This is a genomic window from Pseudomonas sp. CFBP13528, assembly GCF_005233615.1.
Lineage (GTDB): Bacteria > Pseudomonadota > Gammaproteobacteria > Pseudomonadales > Pseudomonadaceae > Aquipseudomonas > Aquipseudomonas fluorescens_AM.
This window is the reverse complement of record NZ_QGAJ01000015.1, coordinates 63,799-81,010: the sequence shown is the minus strand read 5'-3', so window position 1 is coordinate 81,010 and position 17,212 is coordinate 63,799. Positions and strand designations below refer to the sequence as shown.

The window sequence follows — 17,212 nt, the reverse complement described above, 5'->3', positions numbered from 1 at the left end:
ACCGCCGACTGCAACCCGAACAGCAGCGCCAACCCCAACGCCCAGCCACGCCAACGCGGTTCGGCTGGCTCGATAAAGTCGGGATATTCAGGCGCGCGGTTCATGGTGCGATAACCATTGAACTGACCGCCAGGGTGCTGACCAACTGACAACCACAGGCGCAACGATGGCCGTTCAGCGCAACGGGTTTGCCGTCCATGGTTGAGCCCGAAGCGCCCTCAACAATGTGCGTCAGCCCGTGCAGATTGCAGCGAGCCTTATCATCCACGCAGGCCACTGGCTTACCGAAGGCTTCGTAATGCCCTTCCAGGACTTCGCCGCCGAAGGGACGTAGCGGATCGCCCATACGTACGAGAGGCAGCATCAGACCACCCCGCCATCGAGTTCGAACAAATTGCCGCTCTTGCGCAACATGGCACTTGTTTGCTGGATACGTTGCAGATAGTCATCCTCTGCGATCAGGCGCTTCTGCTCGGTGGCCACTTGGCCAATATGGCGGGTCGGTTGCAGGATTTTCTCGGCGCCCGGCAAGAACGGCACCACCACTCCACGGGCCTTATCGATCACCTGATAACCAATAGACGCCGCGCCGATGCCCGCCGCCAGCCCGCCAACGCCACCCAGTGCGCCGCCGCGCTTGATGCCATACACCGTGGCCCCGGCAATCATCGCCACGCCCAGTATCCGCCCACCCACCACGACCGGGGACAGGTCGCGGCTGTTGTCGTTGCCGAAATAGGTCATGCGATAAAAGAAGTAACCCGCCCACATCTCCCGCGTTTCCAACGCGTCGTACATGAACCACGCACGTGAGTCGTGTACCTGGTCATCGAACAACGCCACCAGCAGGGCCATATCAGGATCCACACTGGGCGTGCCCTGGGTGTCACGAAACAGTTGCTCACTGCGCCGCTTGCCTGCAGCCCTGAGGGCCGCGTGATCTTGGGTTTCATCATCCTGGTTGAGCAGATAGACCGCATCGCGCAATACCACATCGAAAACCGTGCCGGCTGCACTGGTCTGCTCGCGTTTCAGGCCCGTGTAATCAGACTTGAATTCAGCGGCGGCCTGGCTGAGCTGGGTCTTGTCGATTTTCGGTTCGTAGATCGGTGGGCCGGGGTGCTGGGGGTTACTCACGCGCGCTTTCACGGCAGCCGCTTTTAGCGCCTGGTAGTTCTTTTTCTCTTCATTGCTCGTATACGCCGTCGTTTCCATGGCCTGGGTGAAGAATGGCTGGCGCTTGTAGCTGTCGTTATCACCTTGCCCATCATTGACATAGCGACCAATGCGCCAGCCGGTGATCCAGCCGAGTTGATCGGCCAGGGTGTCTTCTACAGTGGTGTTTAGACGCTGCGGTAGGTACTGCGAGGCGGTGTTGCTGGCGGGCTTGTCGGCGGGGAGGCCGGGTAGGGTTTTGCTTCGCCAGGCGTTGAAGCGTTCGACTAACTCTTCACTCAGTCCAAACTCCCTTTCGGTCGCAGGACTTATAACACGCCACAATTTCTGAGTAAGTAGGGTCTTGGGTAACACTGCCTCAGGCACTTGCAGCGGCGCACCTGCCGCAAAAGCGGCGGCATACAGGTCGTGCAATACAATCTGCGAAACCAATTCATGGGTACCGTCACGAGCCTTCCCCTGATCATTTTGCGGGTAGCCGCCCCCAATATCGGAGTGAACGCCGGGGTACACCACTTCGTAAGTATTGGCTGGGTATTGACCGTTCTCGTTGCGGATCGAATCCAGAGGAAAACACGAGCGTTGCTCAAAGGCCGCGACGAAATGCCGGCAACACTTGACCAGCTTCGGGAAGCGCTGCGCATCCGGTAGCAACTGAGTGTCATCGGCCCAGCCCATATGCCCTGCGAAAAAAGGAGCGGCATGGGCGATGCCCACCGAGGCTACGGTATCCAGTACCCCGAGAAACTCGACGCTGACGGGCAAGCCAATCAGGCGTTGAGCGGGCAGTTCTGCGCCAACGGGCGTATCGAACAACTCGCTTAACCAAGTGACAAAAGTGCGGGCTTCGGCCGCTCCCCGAGAGAAGCCGTACACAAACAGTTTGACCCCCAGCACGCGAGGCCTGGCCAATTCCGTTCGAGCCTGCAACGGCGCCAATAACGCGTTCATCGTCCGTCGACGATTACCCCGCCCCAGCGCACTCATCAGGGGCGCCTTCCAGGTGCTCATGGCCTCGACCTTTGTTTTAGCAACGGCGTTACTGATTTCTTTCTTATCGTTAAGTGCGAAAGACAGGGCACTGGCTACCTGCACCAAGGCCCAATTGATGCGATCTTCACCGCCAGTGGCATATCTGAGCCCGCCTTCGCTGTAATCCAACTCGCCAACCTCTGGGAACGGAGTGCCAACTCCCGGCATATAATAAGAAAAATAACCTCCTTCTTTTGCCTTGGTGCCTCTCAGTGACGCATGAAATAGCCTGGCAATGTTACTGGGGTGATTTTTATTGGTGTCGTTCGCTTCGTTATTATTAGTGCCGTCAAAAAACAAACTGATATGCAGGCTATGACAGCATGCAGAATGCTGCTTCTGCCCTCTGAAGTTGACCCCTTGACGAAAAAAATTTTCCTCGCAGGTTTGCTTGTCATAGTTGGCGGTCACCGCCGATAATTGCGTCGGTAAACGGCCATTGACAGGAAACTCCGGAGGCGCCCAAGCTTTAGAGCTTGAGTTTTCTTTTACTGTGGACATGCGGCTGGCTCCTTCATCCCCAGAGGATCTTTAATTGGATTATTCGGTGACCCATAACCCCAGCAAGAGGTGGTGACTTTGATTTGATTGCAGACGAGAAAATGTATTTTCAAACCACACGATTCAGTGCCTGGCCATTCCGGAATATCCACAATGGCGCTATGGCGTTGAAATTTAGCTTCATGTTCAGCCCACGCTTTTTCATCAAACCCAAAACCTGTTGTTTTCCGTTTTATTTTTGCAAAAGGATCAGGATCAACCTCCCACTCAATATTAGCTTTCAAACCGGGTCGCCATTTAATTGGCATAATAATGCAACAGGAACTTCCGCCACCGCCGTCCGCACGGAAACCATTAACCGATATCCAGTTAATAGCATGCACCGTATGATTAACGGCCTCCAGGTTACCTCCCGCCATTTCGTTATCCGCAGAAGAACACCCAAATAACATCAACCCCAAAAACCCATACAACCCTTGTACTATTATTCTTTTTATTACCAGTCTCATCACTTCAAACTCCCAGGGCTCAATCCGGGGGGACATGAAAAAATATCTACCACAAGCATGTCTTTAATAGCGACTATAAGCAGCCTCAACTCCTCTTGACATATGGCTGAACTAATTGGCCCCGTCCCAACAGTGGTGACTGGTAACTTGATCTGGGTGNTATTTGCGTCGGAAAAGGACCACTGACAGGAAATTCCGGAGGCGCCCAAGCTTTAAAATTTGGATTCTCTTTTACTGTGGACATGCGGCTGGCTCCTTCATCCCCATAGGATCTTTAATTGGATAATTTGGTGAACTAGGCGCCCAGCACGAACTCGTGAGCTTGATCTGATTACAAACCAAAAAATGCACAGTCAAACCACATCTTTTAGTGTCCGGCCACTCCGGAATATCCACTATGGCGCTGTGGCGCTGATAGTTTGCTTTATGTTTAACCATAAACGATCTGAATTCATCCGTCCCTAAAGGCGGCGAAGGTGCAAAAGGATCAGGATCAACCTCCCACTCAATATTAGCTTTCAAACCGGGTCGCCATTTAATTGGCATAATAATGCAACAGGAACTTCCGCCACCTCCATGGGCCCTATAACCATTGACCGACAACCAATTGATTGCGCTCAAGGTATGATTAATCGCCTGTATATTTCCGCCTGCCATTTCATTATCCGCAGAGGAACATCCAAATAATGTTAACCCCAAGAAGCCGTACAGACCTTGCATTATTGTCTTTTTTATTGCCAATCTCATAACTTTAATCTCCCAAGACTCAGTCCGGGCACCATGCAAAAAATGTCTGCCACAAACATATTTTTCGTAGTCCCTATAAGCCGCCTCAAACCCTCATGGTGCATGGCTGAATTAGCGCGCTCCGCACCAGCAGTGGTGGATCGAAATTCGGCCAGGGTGTCTTCTACGATAGCGTTTAGACGCTGCGGTAGGTACTGCGAGGCGGTGTTGCTGGCGGGCTTGTCGACCCCTTGACGAAAAAGATTTTTCTCGGAAGTTTGCTTATCATAGTTGTCGGTCACCGGCGATATTTGCGTCGGAAAAGGACCACTGACAGGAAATTCCGGAGGCGCCCAAGCTTTAGAATTTGGATTCTCTTTTACTGTGGACATGCAGCTGGCTCCTTCATCCCCATAGGGTCTTTAATTGGATAATTTGGTGAACTAGGCGCCCAGCACGAACTCGTGAGCTTGATCTGATTACAAACCAAAAAATGCACAGTCAAACCACATCTTTTAGTGTCCGGCCACTCCGGAATATCCACTATGGCGCTGTGGCGCTGAAATTTAGCTTCATGTTCAGCCCACGCTTTTTCATCAAACCCAAAACCTGTTGTTTTTCGTTTTATTTTCGCAAAAGGATCAGGATCAACCTCCCACTCAATATTAGCTTTCAAACCGGGCCGCCATTTAATCGGCATGATAATGCAACAGGATCGCCCCCCTCCTCCATCAGCCCTGTAACCATTGACCGACAACCAATTGATTGCGCTCAAGGTGTGATTAATCGCCTGTATATTTCCGCCTGCCATTTCATTATCCGCAGAGGAACACCCAAACAACGTTAACCCCAAAAAGCCGTACAGCCCTTGCATTATTATTTTTTTCATTAACAGCCTCATCACTTTAAACTCCCACGAGTCAATCCGGGGGGGCATGAGAAAATGCCTACCATAAGCATATTTTTTAATAGCGCCTATAAGCAGCCTCAACTCCTCCTGGTACATGGCCGAGCTAATCCGCCCGTCCCAACAGTGGTGACTGGTAATTCGACCTGGGTGTCTTCTACGATCGTGTTTAGACGCTGCGGAAGGTACTGCGAGACGGTGTTGCTGGCGGGCTTATCGACCCCTTGACGAAAAAGATTTTCCTCGCAGATTTGCTTGTCATAGTTGGCGGACACCGCCGATAATTGCGTCGGTAAACGACCATTGACAGTAAACTCCGGAGGCGCCCAAGCTTTAGAGCTTGAGTTTTCTTTTACTGTGGACATGCGGCTGGCTCCTTCATCCCCAGAGGATCTTTAATTGGATTATTAGGTGAACCATAACCCCAGCAAGAGGTGGTGACTTTGATTTGATTGCAGACGAGAAAATGTACTTTCAAACCACACGATTCAGTGCCTGGCCACTCAGGAATATCCACTATGGCACTGTGGCGCTGATAGTTTTTTTTGTGTTGGGCTTGTGCAACTCGATAGCCCTCAGTACCTAATGAAGGCCATTTTGAATAAGCAAAAGGATCAGGATCAACCTCCCACTCAATATTAGCTTTCAAACCGGGCCGCCATTTAATCGGCATAATAATGCAACAGGAACTTCCTCCTCCACCGTCCGCACGAAAACCATTGACCGACATACAGTTAATAGCATGCACCGTATGATTGACAGCCTCCAAGTTACCTCCCGCCATTTCATTATCCGCAGAAGAACACCCAAATAACGTCAACCCGAAAAAGCCATACAGCCCTTGCAACAATACTTTCCTTATTGACAAGCCCATCATATGAAATTCCCTTATCACAACCAAAATAGACTCATCGCGCACGTACTACGCAGCTGCTTCACGGCCCCTATTTACTGAGCTCCAAACAGAAGTCCACACCCAGGCCCAATCGTCTGAGTGCCGCCTCATCTGGCCCGCCCTCAGGGAGGCAGTACGTATCACGAAGATACCCATTGAAATGTCGTTCTTCGACAAGCCTGTTTTGATGATCGCTATATAGCATCACTGTATCGACCACGAAATCTACTGGCATACTGAGCAACGTCGCGAATGGGCACACGACACTTAGATAACAAAACTCAGGGACATAGTCGTAGCTACCGCGACTTTCCAATGTAAGCAGCCGCCAATCATATTGAACACCAACATAGTAATAGCCGGAACTGCTGTAGGTTTTCGATGACTTGCCTCGCCCAACTAATGTTCCACAGCCGACAGTGAGGGTGGCGAGGCCAAGCAACACGATCAAAGCCAAGCGCTTCAACGCATCAATCTCTTGCCTGTGCAAGGTTTCTGTATGCCGAACGCGCTGCCCCTTCGAAACGTCTTCATCGAGGCTCACAGTTTTTGCCTCACGTACTCGGCCAAATCACCAAAGTAGCTTTCCCGACTGGCCCGTATGACAAATGAATATAAGGAGGCGAAACGCTGTTCCGGACCCTCTCCCAGGTCATCAAAGTTCCCGCCATCGAGCAGTCTCTGCGCATCACCTATGCAACCAATCAGGTCGCATTGCTGATCACTCAGGTCCATGCCGGGACTCACTTGAGTGCCACCCTGATAAGTCTGGCAAGTACCTTGCAGCCACTGCGGCCGATCATCTCGATCCAGCCAGCCCCAATAGCACGCAACGTTCACGTATTCGGCGCGCTGGTCATCCGTCAGGATCGAGGCCATCAACAAGGGAAAGATGCGCGGATCGTAATAACGCAGTAGCCCGGACTGCCCGCCCCATTTGATTTGCGACAAGGCTTGCAGGGCATGGCTCAATACTTCGAACGGTAATGGCGAGATCACTACCAGCAAGCGAGCATCCACGGCGCAGTGGGTCATTAATTCTTCGAGCCAGGCTTTATGCTGCCAATGCGTCAGGTCTAGACGCATCAAAACAGGTGACTGATCCAGCAGGTTTTCCTCCGGCGTTGCGCTGAACAACGAGAACCATGGAACCTCTGGGCTCAACATCTTCAGCGCAGGTATAACGCAGTTGTTCCAGGCGGTTTGGTCGAGCAATAGATCGACCTGCTGTATTGCGACGCTGGCACATACCTGTTCGATCTGTTCTTGCCATTCTGTGGGTGTTGCCATCTTCATATTCCCCCTCAACCTTCGCGCATCAGTAAACCGGTGGTGTTTCCCCTGGCTTTTTCAAGGCACTCTTTACACACCGACTGTGGCAACTCCGGCAGTGGAAAACCCTGGCTGGCCGTCTTTTCCCAGACATGCTGGCCCTTGAGGTTGAGCTTGCCGGGCGTGTGGATGTCGATAGCCCCGGCCGGGGTGATACGGATGTAGCCGCCACCGCAGGCCAGGGTGATGCCGTTTTTGGCGGTCAATTGCAGGTGGCCCTGTACGGTCTGCAGGGTGATGTCTTGCTGGGCAATCAGATTCATCACGTCGCCGTGGGATTCGATTTCCAGGGGGCCTTTACCGGATACGAGGCGCATGCCTTCTTGCTGGGCAAGCAGGGAAATGGCCTTATTCGCATGGACGAACAGCCGTTGAGCGGCGGCCAGGTTGATCTCGTCGTTGCTTTGCACGTACATCGCTTTGCCGCTTTTGAGCAGTACGCTGTCAGGGGTCACCGCGCCGATGCCCTTGGGTGCGCTGAGCAGGATGGCCGAGGCGTGCAGGTCTTTGGCGTTATCCTGGAACTGCTGCAAGCCGTCTATCGCAGGCTGAGGACTGCGATGAGAGTGGGCGATTTCCTGCCAATCGGCGACTTGTTGCTTTGCTCCCGCAACCATACCGGTGGCTGGTGCCATAGTGAGCACATCATCAGCGGCCTTGGCCTGTACATCCGCACTGATGAACAAACCTTTACCGGCGCGAATGCTCCCCCAATCGTCCGTACGCAGCTCAAACCCTTCCCCGCGCTTTTGTTTCGCGGCATCCACCAAATGCCCGAGGTTGAGCTGGCTTTTGCCACCATATTCAGTACTGAGCTTGACGTGCTCCTGCCCCCGCGTATCGTCCATGCGCAGTTTATTGTTGGCCGGGGTGCGCAGTACGTTGCGCCTGTCGTTGCGCAGGGTCACGTGGTCCACATGCTGGCTGTCGTGCAAGGCATGGGCGATGTAGGGGCGGTCCGGGTCGCCCTGTTCGAAGGCCACCGCCACTTCGGTGCCGGCAATCAGCGGTAAATGCAGACCATGGGTGTCGCCCGCGTAGGGCCGGGCCAGGCGTAGCCACACACTTTCTTCACCGGCCTTCCAGCTGTCGCGATCGAACAGGAAATTCACCCGGTAGCGCCCTTCCAGGTCGATATGCGCGTAGGGATCGTTGGCCTGCGGGCTGGTGACGCGGGCTGGGACGGTGCCGGCGATTTGTGGTTTTTCCTTCAGTTCTGGGCGAAAGCACACAGTTTCTGAATAGGGCATGGCCTGGAAGGTGGTTTCAAAGCTTTGATCACGGGCGGCCTTGGTGGTCAGGCCGGTGATCACCGCGCCGGGAGTGAAGGCCTGAGGCGCGCCGCCAGAGACTTTCAGCACCTGCCCCGGCGCCAGGGTGGCGCTGCTGCTGATGCCGCTGAGTCGGGTCTGCCCATTCAGGTAACGCTCGTGACGCAAGCGGCCGTAGAAATAGCCGCTTTCGCCTTGCAGATCTTCGTCCTGATCCAGACGGTCGCCGAGGGACGTGTAAGGTTCGGCGTAGTGGTAGGCCTCACCGTAAGTGGTGGTCGCGCCCCGGCTCTGATCGATCTCGCCGCTCAGATGGGCGCTGGCATCACGGTGGTGATAGGCGCGGAAATGCACCTGCTGTTCGACCACCTGATGCTGCGATTGCAGTTGCCACACCGCATCCTGGCCGCTGCTGCCCAGCCCGGATTGCGGCCGAAGGGGCAGCTCGATGTCGAACTGATAGAGGCGTTGATCGTCGCAAAACTCCACCACATCAATGCCCAGGCGTTCGTCGCTGGTGAAGCGGTACCAGATGCCGACCTCGGCCAGTAGGCGGGCGATAAAGGCCAGGTCGTTTTCACCGTATTGCATGACCTGTTCGCGTTTGGGGTAGTCGCGTTTGAGGCTGAACAGAAAATCCTGGCCTTCCAGGCCATGGCGGCTACGCAGAATGCCTTCGACGATTTCCGGCACCGACTGGTGCTGGTAGATGCGCAACTGCCGGCCACGACCTAGCAGGGCCAGGCGTGGTTCGAGGATGATTTCGTAACGGGCTTCGTCGAGGGAACCGGACAGGCGTTTGAAGCGGGTGACCACGCCATACAGAGTGCGCAACGGTTTGACCTCCGGTGCGCTGAGCCCGGCGACCGGAAGCTTTTGCGGCGCGGCGTGCAGGCTGAAACTGGCGTCCTGGCCGAGCATGCTATGCGCCGCCAGATCTCGTTCGGTGCTGGTGAGCTCCACCCGATAACGGAACGGCTGGCTCAGGTGTTCGTGGCCTTCGAACGCCAGGACATCGAGACGGGCATCGAGGTTGCGCACACTCAACTGATGTCGGCTGTGGTCGAAAAAAACGCTCGGTAAAACGCTGAAAGTCATCCCTTTTACTCGTAAACGCGAGAGACTCCAGAGAGTAAAGATTTGTTATCGGTAATTAATGTCGGAAAATTCACCTTTATAAGAACGATGCTTCTTCATTTGCACCTGCAAGTCCTCCAGGCCGGCAAATTCAGGTAATTGTCGATTGTTGGCCGAGTGTGCCGGGGGCCGTCTGATCATTGGGTGTTATCAAGGCATCGTCGCAGGTAAGCCCGCCTGCCTCACCCGAACTGCTCCGGTGAATTGACCGGCAACTGCCTATGACTAATCCGCTATCGGTGGGTATGGTGAAGCCACATTCCCCTGTCCGGAGCATCGCATGCGCACCATCGGCCTTATCGGCGGCATGAGCTGGGAGTCCAGTGCCGAGTATTACCGCATCATCAACCAGCACGTACGCGACCGGCTCGGCCCGCTACGTTCGGCGCAACTGTTGATGTACAGCGTGGACTTCGGCCCGGTGGAACAGGCCCAGCACGCCGGGCGCTGGGATGATGCCGCGCTGATCCTGGAAGACGCCGCGCGCCGCCTGCAGGCAGCCGGCGCCGAATGTGTGGTGCTGTGTACCAACACCATGCACCGGGTGGCGCCGCGTATCGAGGCGGCAGTGTCGATTCCCTTCCTGCATATCGCCGATGCGGCCGGGGCGGCTGCCAGGCAAGCCGGCACCTTGACCGTGGGCTTGCTTGGCACTGCATTCACCATGGAGCAGGACTTCCTCAAGGCCCGCTTGATCGCACAGGGCCTGACCGTACTGGTGCCGGATGCCGACGAACGCAAGGACGTGCATCGGATCATTTATGAGCAGTTGTGTGTGGGCGTGATCAGCGACCAATCACGCGCAGTCTACCAGCGGGTGATCGAGTCCCTGGCCGCACGCGGCGCCCAGGCGGTGATCCTCGGCTGTACGGAAATCAGCCTGCTGATCAAACCCGAGCACAGCGACCTGCCGCTGCTGGACACGACCGAGCTGCATGCGCGGGCTGCGGTGGCGTTTGCACTGGAGGACTAAGCCGACTTGCGCAGGCGCGCCATGCTCAGGGTATCGACGAACACACCGTCACGCAGGGCGTAATCGCGCAAACGCCCTTCGACCTCGAAGCCGAATTTACGATACAGGTTGTGTGCCGCTTCGTTGTCGGCATACACCGTGAGCTCTACGCGGTGCAGGTTCATCCAGTTGTCGGCCACGTCCAGCGCGGCCGTCAACAGCTTCGAACCGATGCCCCTGCCCTGCCACGCCGTCGCTACGCCCATGCCGAAAGACCCCACATGCGCCTGGCGCACGCGCAGGTACTGCTCCAACCCCAGCTGGCCAATCACTTCGCCGCCGTGCAGCGCCACCAATTGCAGTCGGCGTTCGTTATCCATCACCAGGCGTTTGCGCCAGGCTTCCACGGACTGGAAAGGCATCTGCAGCACCTGACGGCATACCGCCGGTTCGTTGTAGAGCGCCGCGACGCCCTCAAGGTGGGCCTCGGTGAAGCGCTGAATCACGATAGGGAGGTCAGGCGTGCGCATTGTGTTTCATCCTTTGAACGACAAGTGGCCGACCAGTGTAGGAGCAAAGCAGGCGCCCTGGCGAGCTTCAACCTTCGGTGTACCAGGCGGCCGGGTCGCAGGCTGCTTGAGTGCTATCGGAAGTTGCTGACCGAACAACCGATATGGTCCTACATGCACGGCAAGCTTTACTTGCAAAACTCGGGCGCGTCCAACCACGCACCCGAGTGTCTGCCAATTGATAAAACAACGAACGCTAACCGCCTGCTTTTTTGTCGCTGCGCTATTGGGGGTTAGCGCTTGTGCGACGAAACACCCGCCTGAGTGGGGTATCCGCTGGCTACCGGATTGTGACAGCCGGCCCTTCACCGGGCTGGATCCGGAGGTAATCGCCAGGACGCAATGCGGCATCGTCACCGTGCCCATGGACCACTTGAACCCCAGCCTGGGCAATCTCAAGCTGGACATCACCCGCGTTGGGGCGTTGCTGCCCGCCGAGCGCGAAGGTGCCCTGTTTACCCATCCGGGCGGGCCCGGCGCCGAGGCCGACAGGTTCACTGTGCTCCTGGCTTCCCTATGGAAAGGCTACGCCGATCAGCCACAGGGTGAGGCCTATCGGCACCTGGTCAATACCTACGATGTGATTGCAATGACACCGCGAGGGATGGGCAGTGACCCGCACTCGCAACTGGTGTGCCGATCCGACGAGGAGATCGTTGCGCAAAACGACATCACCGAAGATCGCAGTCCGGCCAATATCGAGGCTATCCGGCATAACGCTGGCGTACTGGCCCGAGGCTGCGCCAGCCAGCGCCTGGCACCTTATATCAATACCGAACAAACAGCGCGGGACATGGAGCTGGTGCGTGTGCTGCTCGACGAACGCCAGCTCAATTACTTCGGCAACGGTTACGGCACATGGCTGGGTGCCTGGTACGCCGGCTTGTTTCCAAAGCAGGTCGGGCGCATGGTGCTCGACTCGAGTCCAGACTGGACCGCCACGTTCCAGGACGCCTCGTTGGTTCAAGCACCGGAAAAAGAACGCGTGTTCGCGCGATTTGTTGCACAGCGCGCCGCCGACGATCCGCGGCGCTACCAGATGGGCAGCACCCCAAAGGCAATAGGCGCGGTTTTTATCGACCTGTTGCCTCACGTCAGAGGGGCGCTGCGTTCAGACAACGAGTACTACAGCGCGCCTGAATACCTGATGGCGGCCCGCGCACTCAGTCAGTGGCTGCGTGAATCGCCAGACCTGCCGGACGCCAAGCTGTTGGCCAACGCCCGAGCCCATCGATTCAGCCCTGACCCTGGCATAAATGCGCTGGCGAAACAGGCGTTTATACGTCTGCTCGACGGCACCCGCCGCCCTTCACCGTGGAATGGTCTGGCGCTCGGTCCCTTGACACTCACGCCCAGAGAGTCTGTCCGTAGCACCGTGCTATGCAACGATTCAGTGTCCGCAGGCGAAGCATTCTGGACCGACAAGGAAAGCCAGTACGCCATTCAGTATCCAGTAGGGGGCAGTTTCTTCCCGTCGCGACATTGCGCCGATTGGCGCGGCCAACAGCTTGACGGGGTGCCGCAGCGCAGGCTGGCGCAGGTCGACGGCCTCTTTATGATTCAGGCCGAATATGACGATCAGACGCCCGCAGCAGGCGCACTCAAAGCGTTCGCAAGTGTGCCTGCCGCGCACATGACGCTACTCAAGGGCGCCTACCGACACGGCGTTTCGTTCCCCGGGGCCAATGCCTGCGTGAACAGGAATGTCGGAGATTTCCTGGCCTTTGGACGTAAATCCGACCGCTTTTCGATCTGCTACGAATCACCCTGATCCCGGGGTCAGCCTCGCAGCGCTGTCCGCCATAGCCTGGCGATATCCGCCGCCCGCTCGCACAACAGTCGCGGCGCCTCGCTGCACGCCTGCTCCAGGCTCATCGGCCCCGATGGCAACGCAAATGCGGCATCCACGCCGTGGGCGTACATCTGCTCGTAGCCATCACCCAGGGTCCCGGCGAGCACGATCACCGGGACCTTGTGGTGGCGGGCGATGCGCGCTACGCCAAACGGGGTTTTACCGCGCAGGGTCTGGGCGTCGAAGCGGCCTTCGCCGGTAATGACCAGGTCGGCACCGCGCATGGCGGCGTCCAGCCCGACCAACTCGGCCACCACCTCAACGCCGGCACGAAACTGTGCACCCAGAAACGCCTTGGCGGCAAAACCCAGGCCACCGGCGGCGCCGCTACCTGGTTCGTCACGCACGTCCTTGGGCAGCACTTGTGCGCAGTGGTCGGCAAAATGGCCGAGAGCGGCATCCAGCTGTTTAACCTGCTCGGGAGTGGCGCCTTTCTGCGGGCCGAAAATTGCCGAGGCGCCATGGGGCCCGCACAAAGGGTTGTTCACATCCGCCGCGATTTCGAAGCGGACCTGGGCCACACGCGAATCCAGGTTTTCCAGGCTGATGCGGGCCAGGCCACTCAACGCCAGACCTCCAGGTGCCACGGGCTGATCATGGGCATCGAACAACTGCACGCCGAGCGCTTGCATCGCGCCCGCGCCGCCATCATTGGTCGCACTGCCACCAATGGCCAGAATGATGCGCCGGGCCCCCAGATCAAGGGCCGCGCGGATCAGTTCGCCGGTGCCATAGGTGCTGCTGGAACACGCATTGCGCTGGCCCGGCGCAACCAGCTGCAGGCCACTGGCTTCAGCCATTTCGATGATTGCGGTGTGGCTGTCGGCCAACCATCCCCAGTGCGCTTGCACCTTGGCGCCCAGTGGCCCGCGCACGGTCTGGCTGCGCAATTGCCCCTGACACGCAGCGAGCACCGCGGTGACCGTCCCTTCACCGCCGTCCGCCATCGGGCATTGCACCAACTGTGCGTCAGGCCAGACCTGAACCAGGCCATCGGCAATGGCCTGGGCGACCCGTTCGGCACTCAGGCTGTCCTTGAACGAGTCGGGGGCGATGATGATTTTCATGGGCGTTCTCCGGTTTTTATAACGCCCATGCTGACAGTTGGTACTGCTGCTGACGCCGGTCCGATGCACAAGTGGCGTTGAAGTTTGTTGTTCATTTTTACAAACCCTGGGGCAACAACTGCACGCCCAGGTACAGCGCAAGCATGCCGTCCAGGGTCAGCGGGTCGACGCCGCTCAGCTCGGCGATTCTTTCCATGCGGTAGCGCAGGCTGTTGCGATGAATCCCCAGGGCATCGGCGCAGGCCTGGCTTTGCCCGTCGTGCTCGCACCAACTGCGCAGCGTGGCCAGCAGTTGGCCGTTGCTGTCCTTGGCCAGTACTTTGCGCAACGGATTGAGCAATTCGTCCAGGGCATCGTCGTTGCGGTGGCGCCAGAGCATGACCGGCAGGCGATAGCGGTTGAGGATCAACAGGCGCGCGTGCGGCAGGATATCGCGGCCGTAGGCGAGCAAGTCACCGACGCGGCGATAGCAGCGGCGCAGACCGGCCAGCCCTTGCGCCTGCCCGCCTACGGCCACCCGCAGGATATTCCAGCCCAGGCCGTCGAGCTTTTCCAGCAGGCGTGGGTTGTCGATGTGCAGGGCCGCCGGACGGCACCACAGCAGGGAAAACTGCGCGCTGCTCACGCACCAGCTGTCCGGATAACGCGACGTCAGCCAGGCGCTCAAGGCCTCGGCCGACTGCCCCGCGCCCAGTTCGAACAGGTACGGCATGCGCGCCAGTTGCGGCTTGAGGCCCAACTGTTGCGCTTCGTCGACCAGGCGCGGCGAGTCGCCCGTATCGGCCAACAGCAAGGCCAGCAAATCGTCACAGCGCTGGCGTCGCCATTGCTGCTCGGCCTGCTGGTGACGCTGGCTGACCAGCATTTCGGCGGTCATGCGCACCAGCTCGGCGTAGGTGCGCAACCCGTCCGGCTCACCGGTGATACCCAGGACGCCGATCAGGCGCTGGTCGTGCATCAGCGGCAGGTTGATGCCCGGCAACACACCTTTGAGGTGCTTGGCGGTCTGCCCGTCGATTTCCACTACGCGCTCGTTGGCCAGCACCAATTGCGCGCCTTCGTGACGGGTGTTGATGCGCTCCGGCTCGCCGCTGCCGAGAATCAGGCCCTGGCTGTCCATCACGTTGACGTTGTAGGGCAGGATCGCCATGGTGCGATTGACGATATCCTGTGCCAGCTCATGATCCAGCTCGAACATGGGGGCTATTTTCCTCGAAACGGGTTGGTCAGCGGCACAGCGCAAAGCAGGCTTGACTGTGCGCGAGCACAAAGACAGTTGCCCATCGCCTCACCGAGACTGTGCAAGCGATCAACGTTACCCTCGCATCGCCAAAAATCATAATAAAGAGAGACTCGCCATGTCACAGAGCGCCGCTGCAGCACTGGCCACCGATGACGATAAAAACGCCATCTACAAGCGCGTCACCCTGCGCCTGATCCCCTTCATTTTCATCTGCTACCTGTTCAACTACCTTGACCGGGTCAACGTTGGCTTTGCCAAATTGCAGATGCTCGACGCGTTGAAATTCAGTGAAACCGTGTACGGCCTGGGTGCCGGGATCTTCTTTATCGGCTACGTGCTGTGTGGCGTGCCGAGCAACCTGGCGCTGACCCGGTTCGGGCCAAGGCGCTGGATTGCGCTGATGATGATCGTGTGGGGCACCCTGTCCACGTGCCTATAAATAGTTGCAAAAAGACACCCACAGATTTTTAAGGTGTCTATGCATGAAAAACGAGCAACGTCCCGCAGGTAAAGGTGCCACCTCCCTGTCCCGCCTACGCCACCTCATCCAAAAAACTATCCAAGCCAAGAGACGGCAGACGCTCAAACAGAACGTGGCTTCTTTGCTCCACTACCTCGTTATGGGGCTACTGGTGATTGGCCTGGGCGTTTTGTACGTCGCACTTATAGAAGACATGTTTAAGTGATGTACCCCGCTTGCTATCGAAAGTTAAAGCCGGGAGGCAATTAAATATCTACTTTGGCGGTATATCACTACCCTTTTGACAACGGTTACAATCTACACCATGAATTCAAAGGACGTTACACAATGAAAAAGGCAATCCTGGCTCTAGCTTCTCTCTCATTTCTGGCTGTAGCTGGAACAACTCAAGCTGTACAGAGCGTGAAGCTGGATACACCTCTAGAAATATATGTGACAGCTTGCACTACCTTACAGAAGACATGGGATATCAATTCCTCACAACGTAAAGCCCTACTGACTGACTCTGAAGAAACTTTGAATAGTCATTGCCACTCTGTCTTCACAGCAACACTACAACTGACAGAGCTTGGCAAAGATTCCAAAGCCTTCAGTAGAATCTGTATTCCGTATGGAACAAGCAACAAACAAGTACTGGATAAAGTATTAGCGGTATTGAAGTAGCATGGCAGCACACCAGAATGGAAGAATATGCAGCCAGCGATAGCTACAGTGGTAGCTCTTGAAGTGGTTTACCAGTGTAAAGGTTCATAATTGTAAAGCGCAACAATTAAGAAGCCCTACCTTAACCAGCTGGGGCTTTTCACATAGAGAAATGGTTTCAACAAATCAGCAGCACATGATTTACCCGCCACCATGTGCTGACGAAAACGCCTATGGCAGCTAAAGCGTATACAATGGGAAGGATGTAATCTGTAAACCACGAAGTAGTTAATGAGCCTTTGACAAAGGCGTAAGCTTGGCAAATCAAAACCAACGCATAGGCTGGTATAATTCGCTTATCAGAAACACGTCCAATATGTTAATGCCCATCCTTCACATACATAAACCCAAGGTCGATTGACACCTCTACACGGCGGGCAAGCTCAGCATTCCCCCAGTACCAAAAGCTTATAATGGAAGTTGGATCTTTTGATAACTGATGCCCCATAGTTATTTTTCTTTCAATCCTGCTAGGATGAATGATGGCGTTAGGTGAATTTACAACTGAGCGCATCCACGAGTAAAATTTGAAAATGTATGCATAAGGTACTAGAGTTTTTAATGCGGCTTCAAAGACTGAGGTCATTTCCTCATTCAACTTGAAGCTTCCTTTAGGTGCCTTTTGGAGAAAACGCAGCAGAAAATAGGCATTACCTATCGCAGCGACTAAATGAACGTTTTTTATATTATCTCGTATACCAATCGGTACACCTAAGAAACTGAAGGCTCTCAAATCAACTGAGAAATACCACAAGAGTAGAATCAACGTTGAGTATGCAAGCAGAAACGCCCTAGCCTTCTTAAAATCACCATCAACGTCGTCAATACTCATTTCACGCCCCTTCCTATGGAGGCGACAT

General features: G+C 56.0%; 19 protein-coding genes and 1 pseudogene. 5 read left to right on the top strand and 15 right to left on the bottom strand.

Going from position 1 to position 17,212, the window contains the following annotated elements:
• Nucleotides 1–100 precede the first annotated feature (100 nt).
• The 11 genes from PspCFBP13528_RS22440 to vgrG all read right to left on the bottom strand — a co-directional run bounded on the left by PspCFBP13528_RS22440 (nt 101) and on the right by vgrG (nt 9,447).
• The gene (locus tag PspCFBP13528_RS22440) at nt 101–364 is read right to left on the bottom strand and encodes a PAAR domain-containing protein (protein WP_065952716.1); all 264 of its coding nucleotides are present in this window, start codon (nt 362–364) and stop codon (nt 101–103) included.
• Nucleotides 364–2,709, bottom strand: a complete 2,346-nt coding sequence (locus PspCFBP13528_RS22435; protein ID WP_137201538.1) for a DUF2235 domain-containing protein — start codon at nt 2,707–2,709, stop codon at nt 364–366. The genes PspCFBP13528_RS22440 and PspCFBP13528_RS22435 overlap by 1 nt, the downstream gene beginning before the upstream one ends.
• The gene (locus PspCFBP13528_RS22430) at nt 2,697–3,218 is read right to left on the bottom strand and encodes a DUF3304 domain-containing protein (protein WP_137201537.1); all 522 of its coding nucleotides are present in this window, start codon (nt 3,216–3,218) and stop codon (nt 2,697–2,699) included. The genes PspCFBP13528_RS22435 and PspCFBP13528_RS22430 overlap by 13 nt, the downstream gene beginning before the upstream one ends.
• 231 nt (nt 3,219–3,449) lie before the next feature.
• A complete protein-coding gene (locus tag PspCFBP13528_RS22425) occupies nt 3,450–3,965 on the bottom strand; it encodes a DUF3304 domain-containing protein (protein ID WP_137201536.1) in 516 nt (171 codons plus the stop codon).
• Nucleotides 3,962–4,336 carry a hypothetical protein gene (locus PspCFBP13528_RS22420; RefSeq protein WP_137201535.1) on the bottom strand — a complete coding sequence of 125 codons (375 nt, stop codon included), beginning with the start codon at nt 4,334–4,336 and terminating at the stop codon, nt 3,962–3,964. Before PspCFBP13528_RS22420 ends, PspCFBP13528_RS22425 begins: the two co-directional genes overlap by 4 nt.
• Complete coding sequence (locus PspCFBP13528_RS22415) at nt 4,324–4,845, bottom strand: DUF3304 domain-containing protein (protein ID WP_137201560.1); 522 nt, start codon at nt 4,843–4,845, stop codon at nt 4,324–4,326. Before PspCFBP13528_RS22415 ends, PspCFBP13528_RS22420 begins: the two co-directional genes overlap by 13 nt.
• An 86-nt stretch (nt 4,846–4,931) precedes the next feature.
• Complete coding sequence (locus PspCFBP13528_RS22410; RefSeq protein ID WP_137201534.1) at nt 4,932–5,216, bottom strand: hypothetical protein; 285 nt, start codon at nt 5,214–5,216, stop codon at nt 4,932–4,934.
• On the bottom strand, nt 5,204–5,725 hold the full coding sequence (locus tag PspCFBP13528_RS22405; protein WP_137201559.1) for a DUF3304 domain-containing protein: 522 nt from the start codon (nt 5,723–5,725) through the stop codon (nt 5,204–5,206). The genes PspCFBP13528_RS22410 and PspCFBP13528_RS22405 overlap by 13 nt, the downstream gene beginning before the upstream one ends.
• A gap of 70 nt (nt 5,726–5,795) precedes the next feature.
• Nucleotides 5,796–6,290 (bottom strand): YceK/YidQ family lipoprotein, encoded by a 495-nt coding sequence (locus PspCFBP13528_RS22400; RefSeq protein ID WP_241669132.1) that lies wholly within the window; start codon nt 6,288–6,290, stop codon nt 5,796–5,798.
• Nucleotides 6,287–7,042, bottom strand: a complete 756-nt coding sequence (locus tag PspCFBP13528_RS22395) for a DUF4123 domain-containing protein (protein ID WP_101221407.1) — start codon at nt 7,040–7,042, stop codon at nt 6,287–6,289. The genes PspCFBP13528_RS22400 and PspCFBP13528_RS22395 overlap by 4 nt, the downstream gene beginning before the upstream one ends.
• A gap of 8 nt (nt 7,043–7,050) precedes the next feature.
• A complete protein-coding gene (vgrG, locus tag PspCFBP13528_RS22390) occupies nt 7,051–9,447 on the bottom strand; it encodes a type VI secretion system Vgr family protein (protein ID WP_137201533.1) in 2,397 nt (798 codons plus the stop codon).
• A 319-nt stretch (nt 9,448–9,766) separates the two neighbouring features.
• Here vgrG and PspCFBP13528_RS22385 point away from each other — a divergent pair, with 319 nt between their 5' ends.
• On the top strand, nt 9,767–10,459 hold the full coding sequence (locus tag PspCFBP13528_RS22385) for an aspartate/glutamate racemase family protein (protein ID WP_137201532.1): 693 nt from the start codon (nt 9,767–9,769) through the stop codon (nt 10,457–10,459).
• On the opposite strand, the gene PspCFBP13528_RS22380 is transcribed toward PspCFBP13528_RS22385, so the two are convergent.
• On the bottom strand, nt 10,456–10,968 hold the full coding sequence (locus PspCFBP13528_RS22380; RefSeq protein ID WP_065952709.1) for a GNAT family N-acetyltransferase: 513 nt from the start codon (nt 10,966–10,968) through the stop codon (nt 10,456–10,458). The two genes, PspCFBP13528_RS22385 and PspCFBP13528_RS22380, sit on opposite strands and share 4 nt — an antisense overlap.
• Nucleotides 10,969–11,371: 403 nt before the next feature.
• Here PspCFBP13528_RS22380 and PspCFBP13528_RS22375 point away from each other — a divergent pair, with 403 nt between their 5' ends.
• Complete coding sequence (locus PspCFBP13528_RS22375) at nt 11,372–12,778, top strand: alpha/beta hydrolase (RefSeq protein ID WP_178084453.1); 1,407 nt, start codon at nt 11,372–11,374, stop codon at nt 12,776–12,778.
• A gap of 8 nt (nt 12,779–12,786) precedes the next feature.
• On the opposite strand, the gene PspCFBP13528_RS22370 is transcribed toward PspCFBP13528_RS22375, so the two are convergent.
• Nucleotides 12,787–13,926, bottom strand: a complete 1,140-nt coding sequence (locus tag PspCFBP13528_RS22370; RefSeq protein ID WP_137201530.1) for a glycerate kinase — start codon at nt 13,924–13,926, stop codon at nt 12,787–12,789.
• A gap of 97 nt (nt 13,927–14,023) precedes the next feature.
• Complete coding sequence (locus PspCFBP13528_RS22365; protein WP_065952706.1) at nt 14,024–15,124, bottom strand: sugar diacid recognition domain-containing protein; 1,101 nt, start codon at nt 15,122–15,124, stop codon at nt 14,024–14,026.
• A gap of 160 nt (nt 15,125–15,284) precedes the next feature.
• On the opposite strand from PspCFBP13528_RS22365, the pseudogene PspCFBP13528_RS22360 reads away from it, so the two are divergent.
• The 3 genes and pseudogenes from PspCFBP13528_RS22360 to PspCFBP13528_RS22350 form a co-directional block, all read left to right on the top strand.
• A pseudogene (locus PspCFBP13528_RS22360) lies at nt 15,285–15,605 on the top strand (MFS transporter); the annotation flags it as partial.
• A gap of 46 nt (nt 15,606–15,651) precedes the next feature.
• A complete protein-coding gene (locus PspCFBP13528_RS22355) occupies nt 15,652–15,855 on the top strand; it encodes a hypothetical protein (protein WP_137201529.1) in 204 nt (67 codons plus the stop codon).
• A gap of 122 nt (nt 15,856–15,977) precedes the next feature.
• On the top strand, nt 15,978–16,313 hold the full coding sequence (locus PspCFBP13528_RS22350; protein WP_137201528.1) for a hypothetical protein: 336 nt from the start codon (nt 15,978–15,980) through the stop codon (nt 16,311–16,313).
• Between the two features lie 358 nt (nt 16,314–16,671).
• On the opposite strand, the gene PspCFBP13528_RS22345 is transcribed toward PspCFBP13528_RS22350, so the two are convergent.
• A complete protein-coding gene (locus tag PspCFBP13528_RS22345; protein WP_137201527.1) occupies nt 16,672–17,184 on the bottom strand; it encodes a hypothetical protein in 513 nt (170 codons plus the stop codon).
• Nucleotides 17,185–17,212 lie beyond the last annotated feature (28 nt).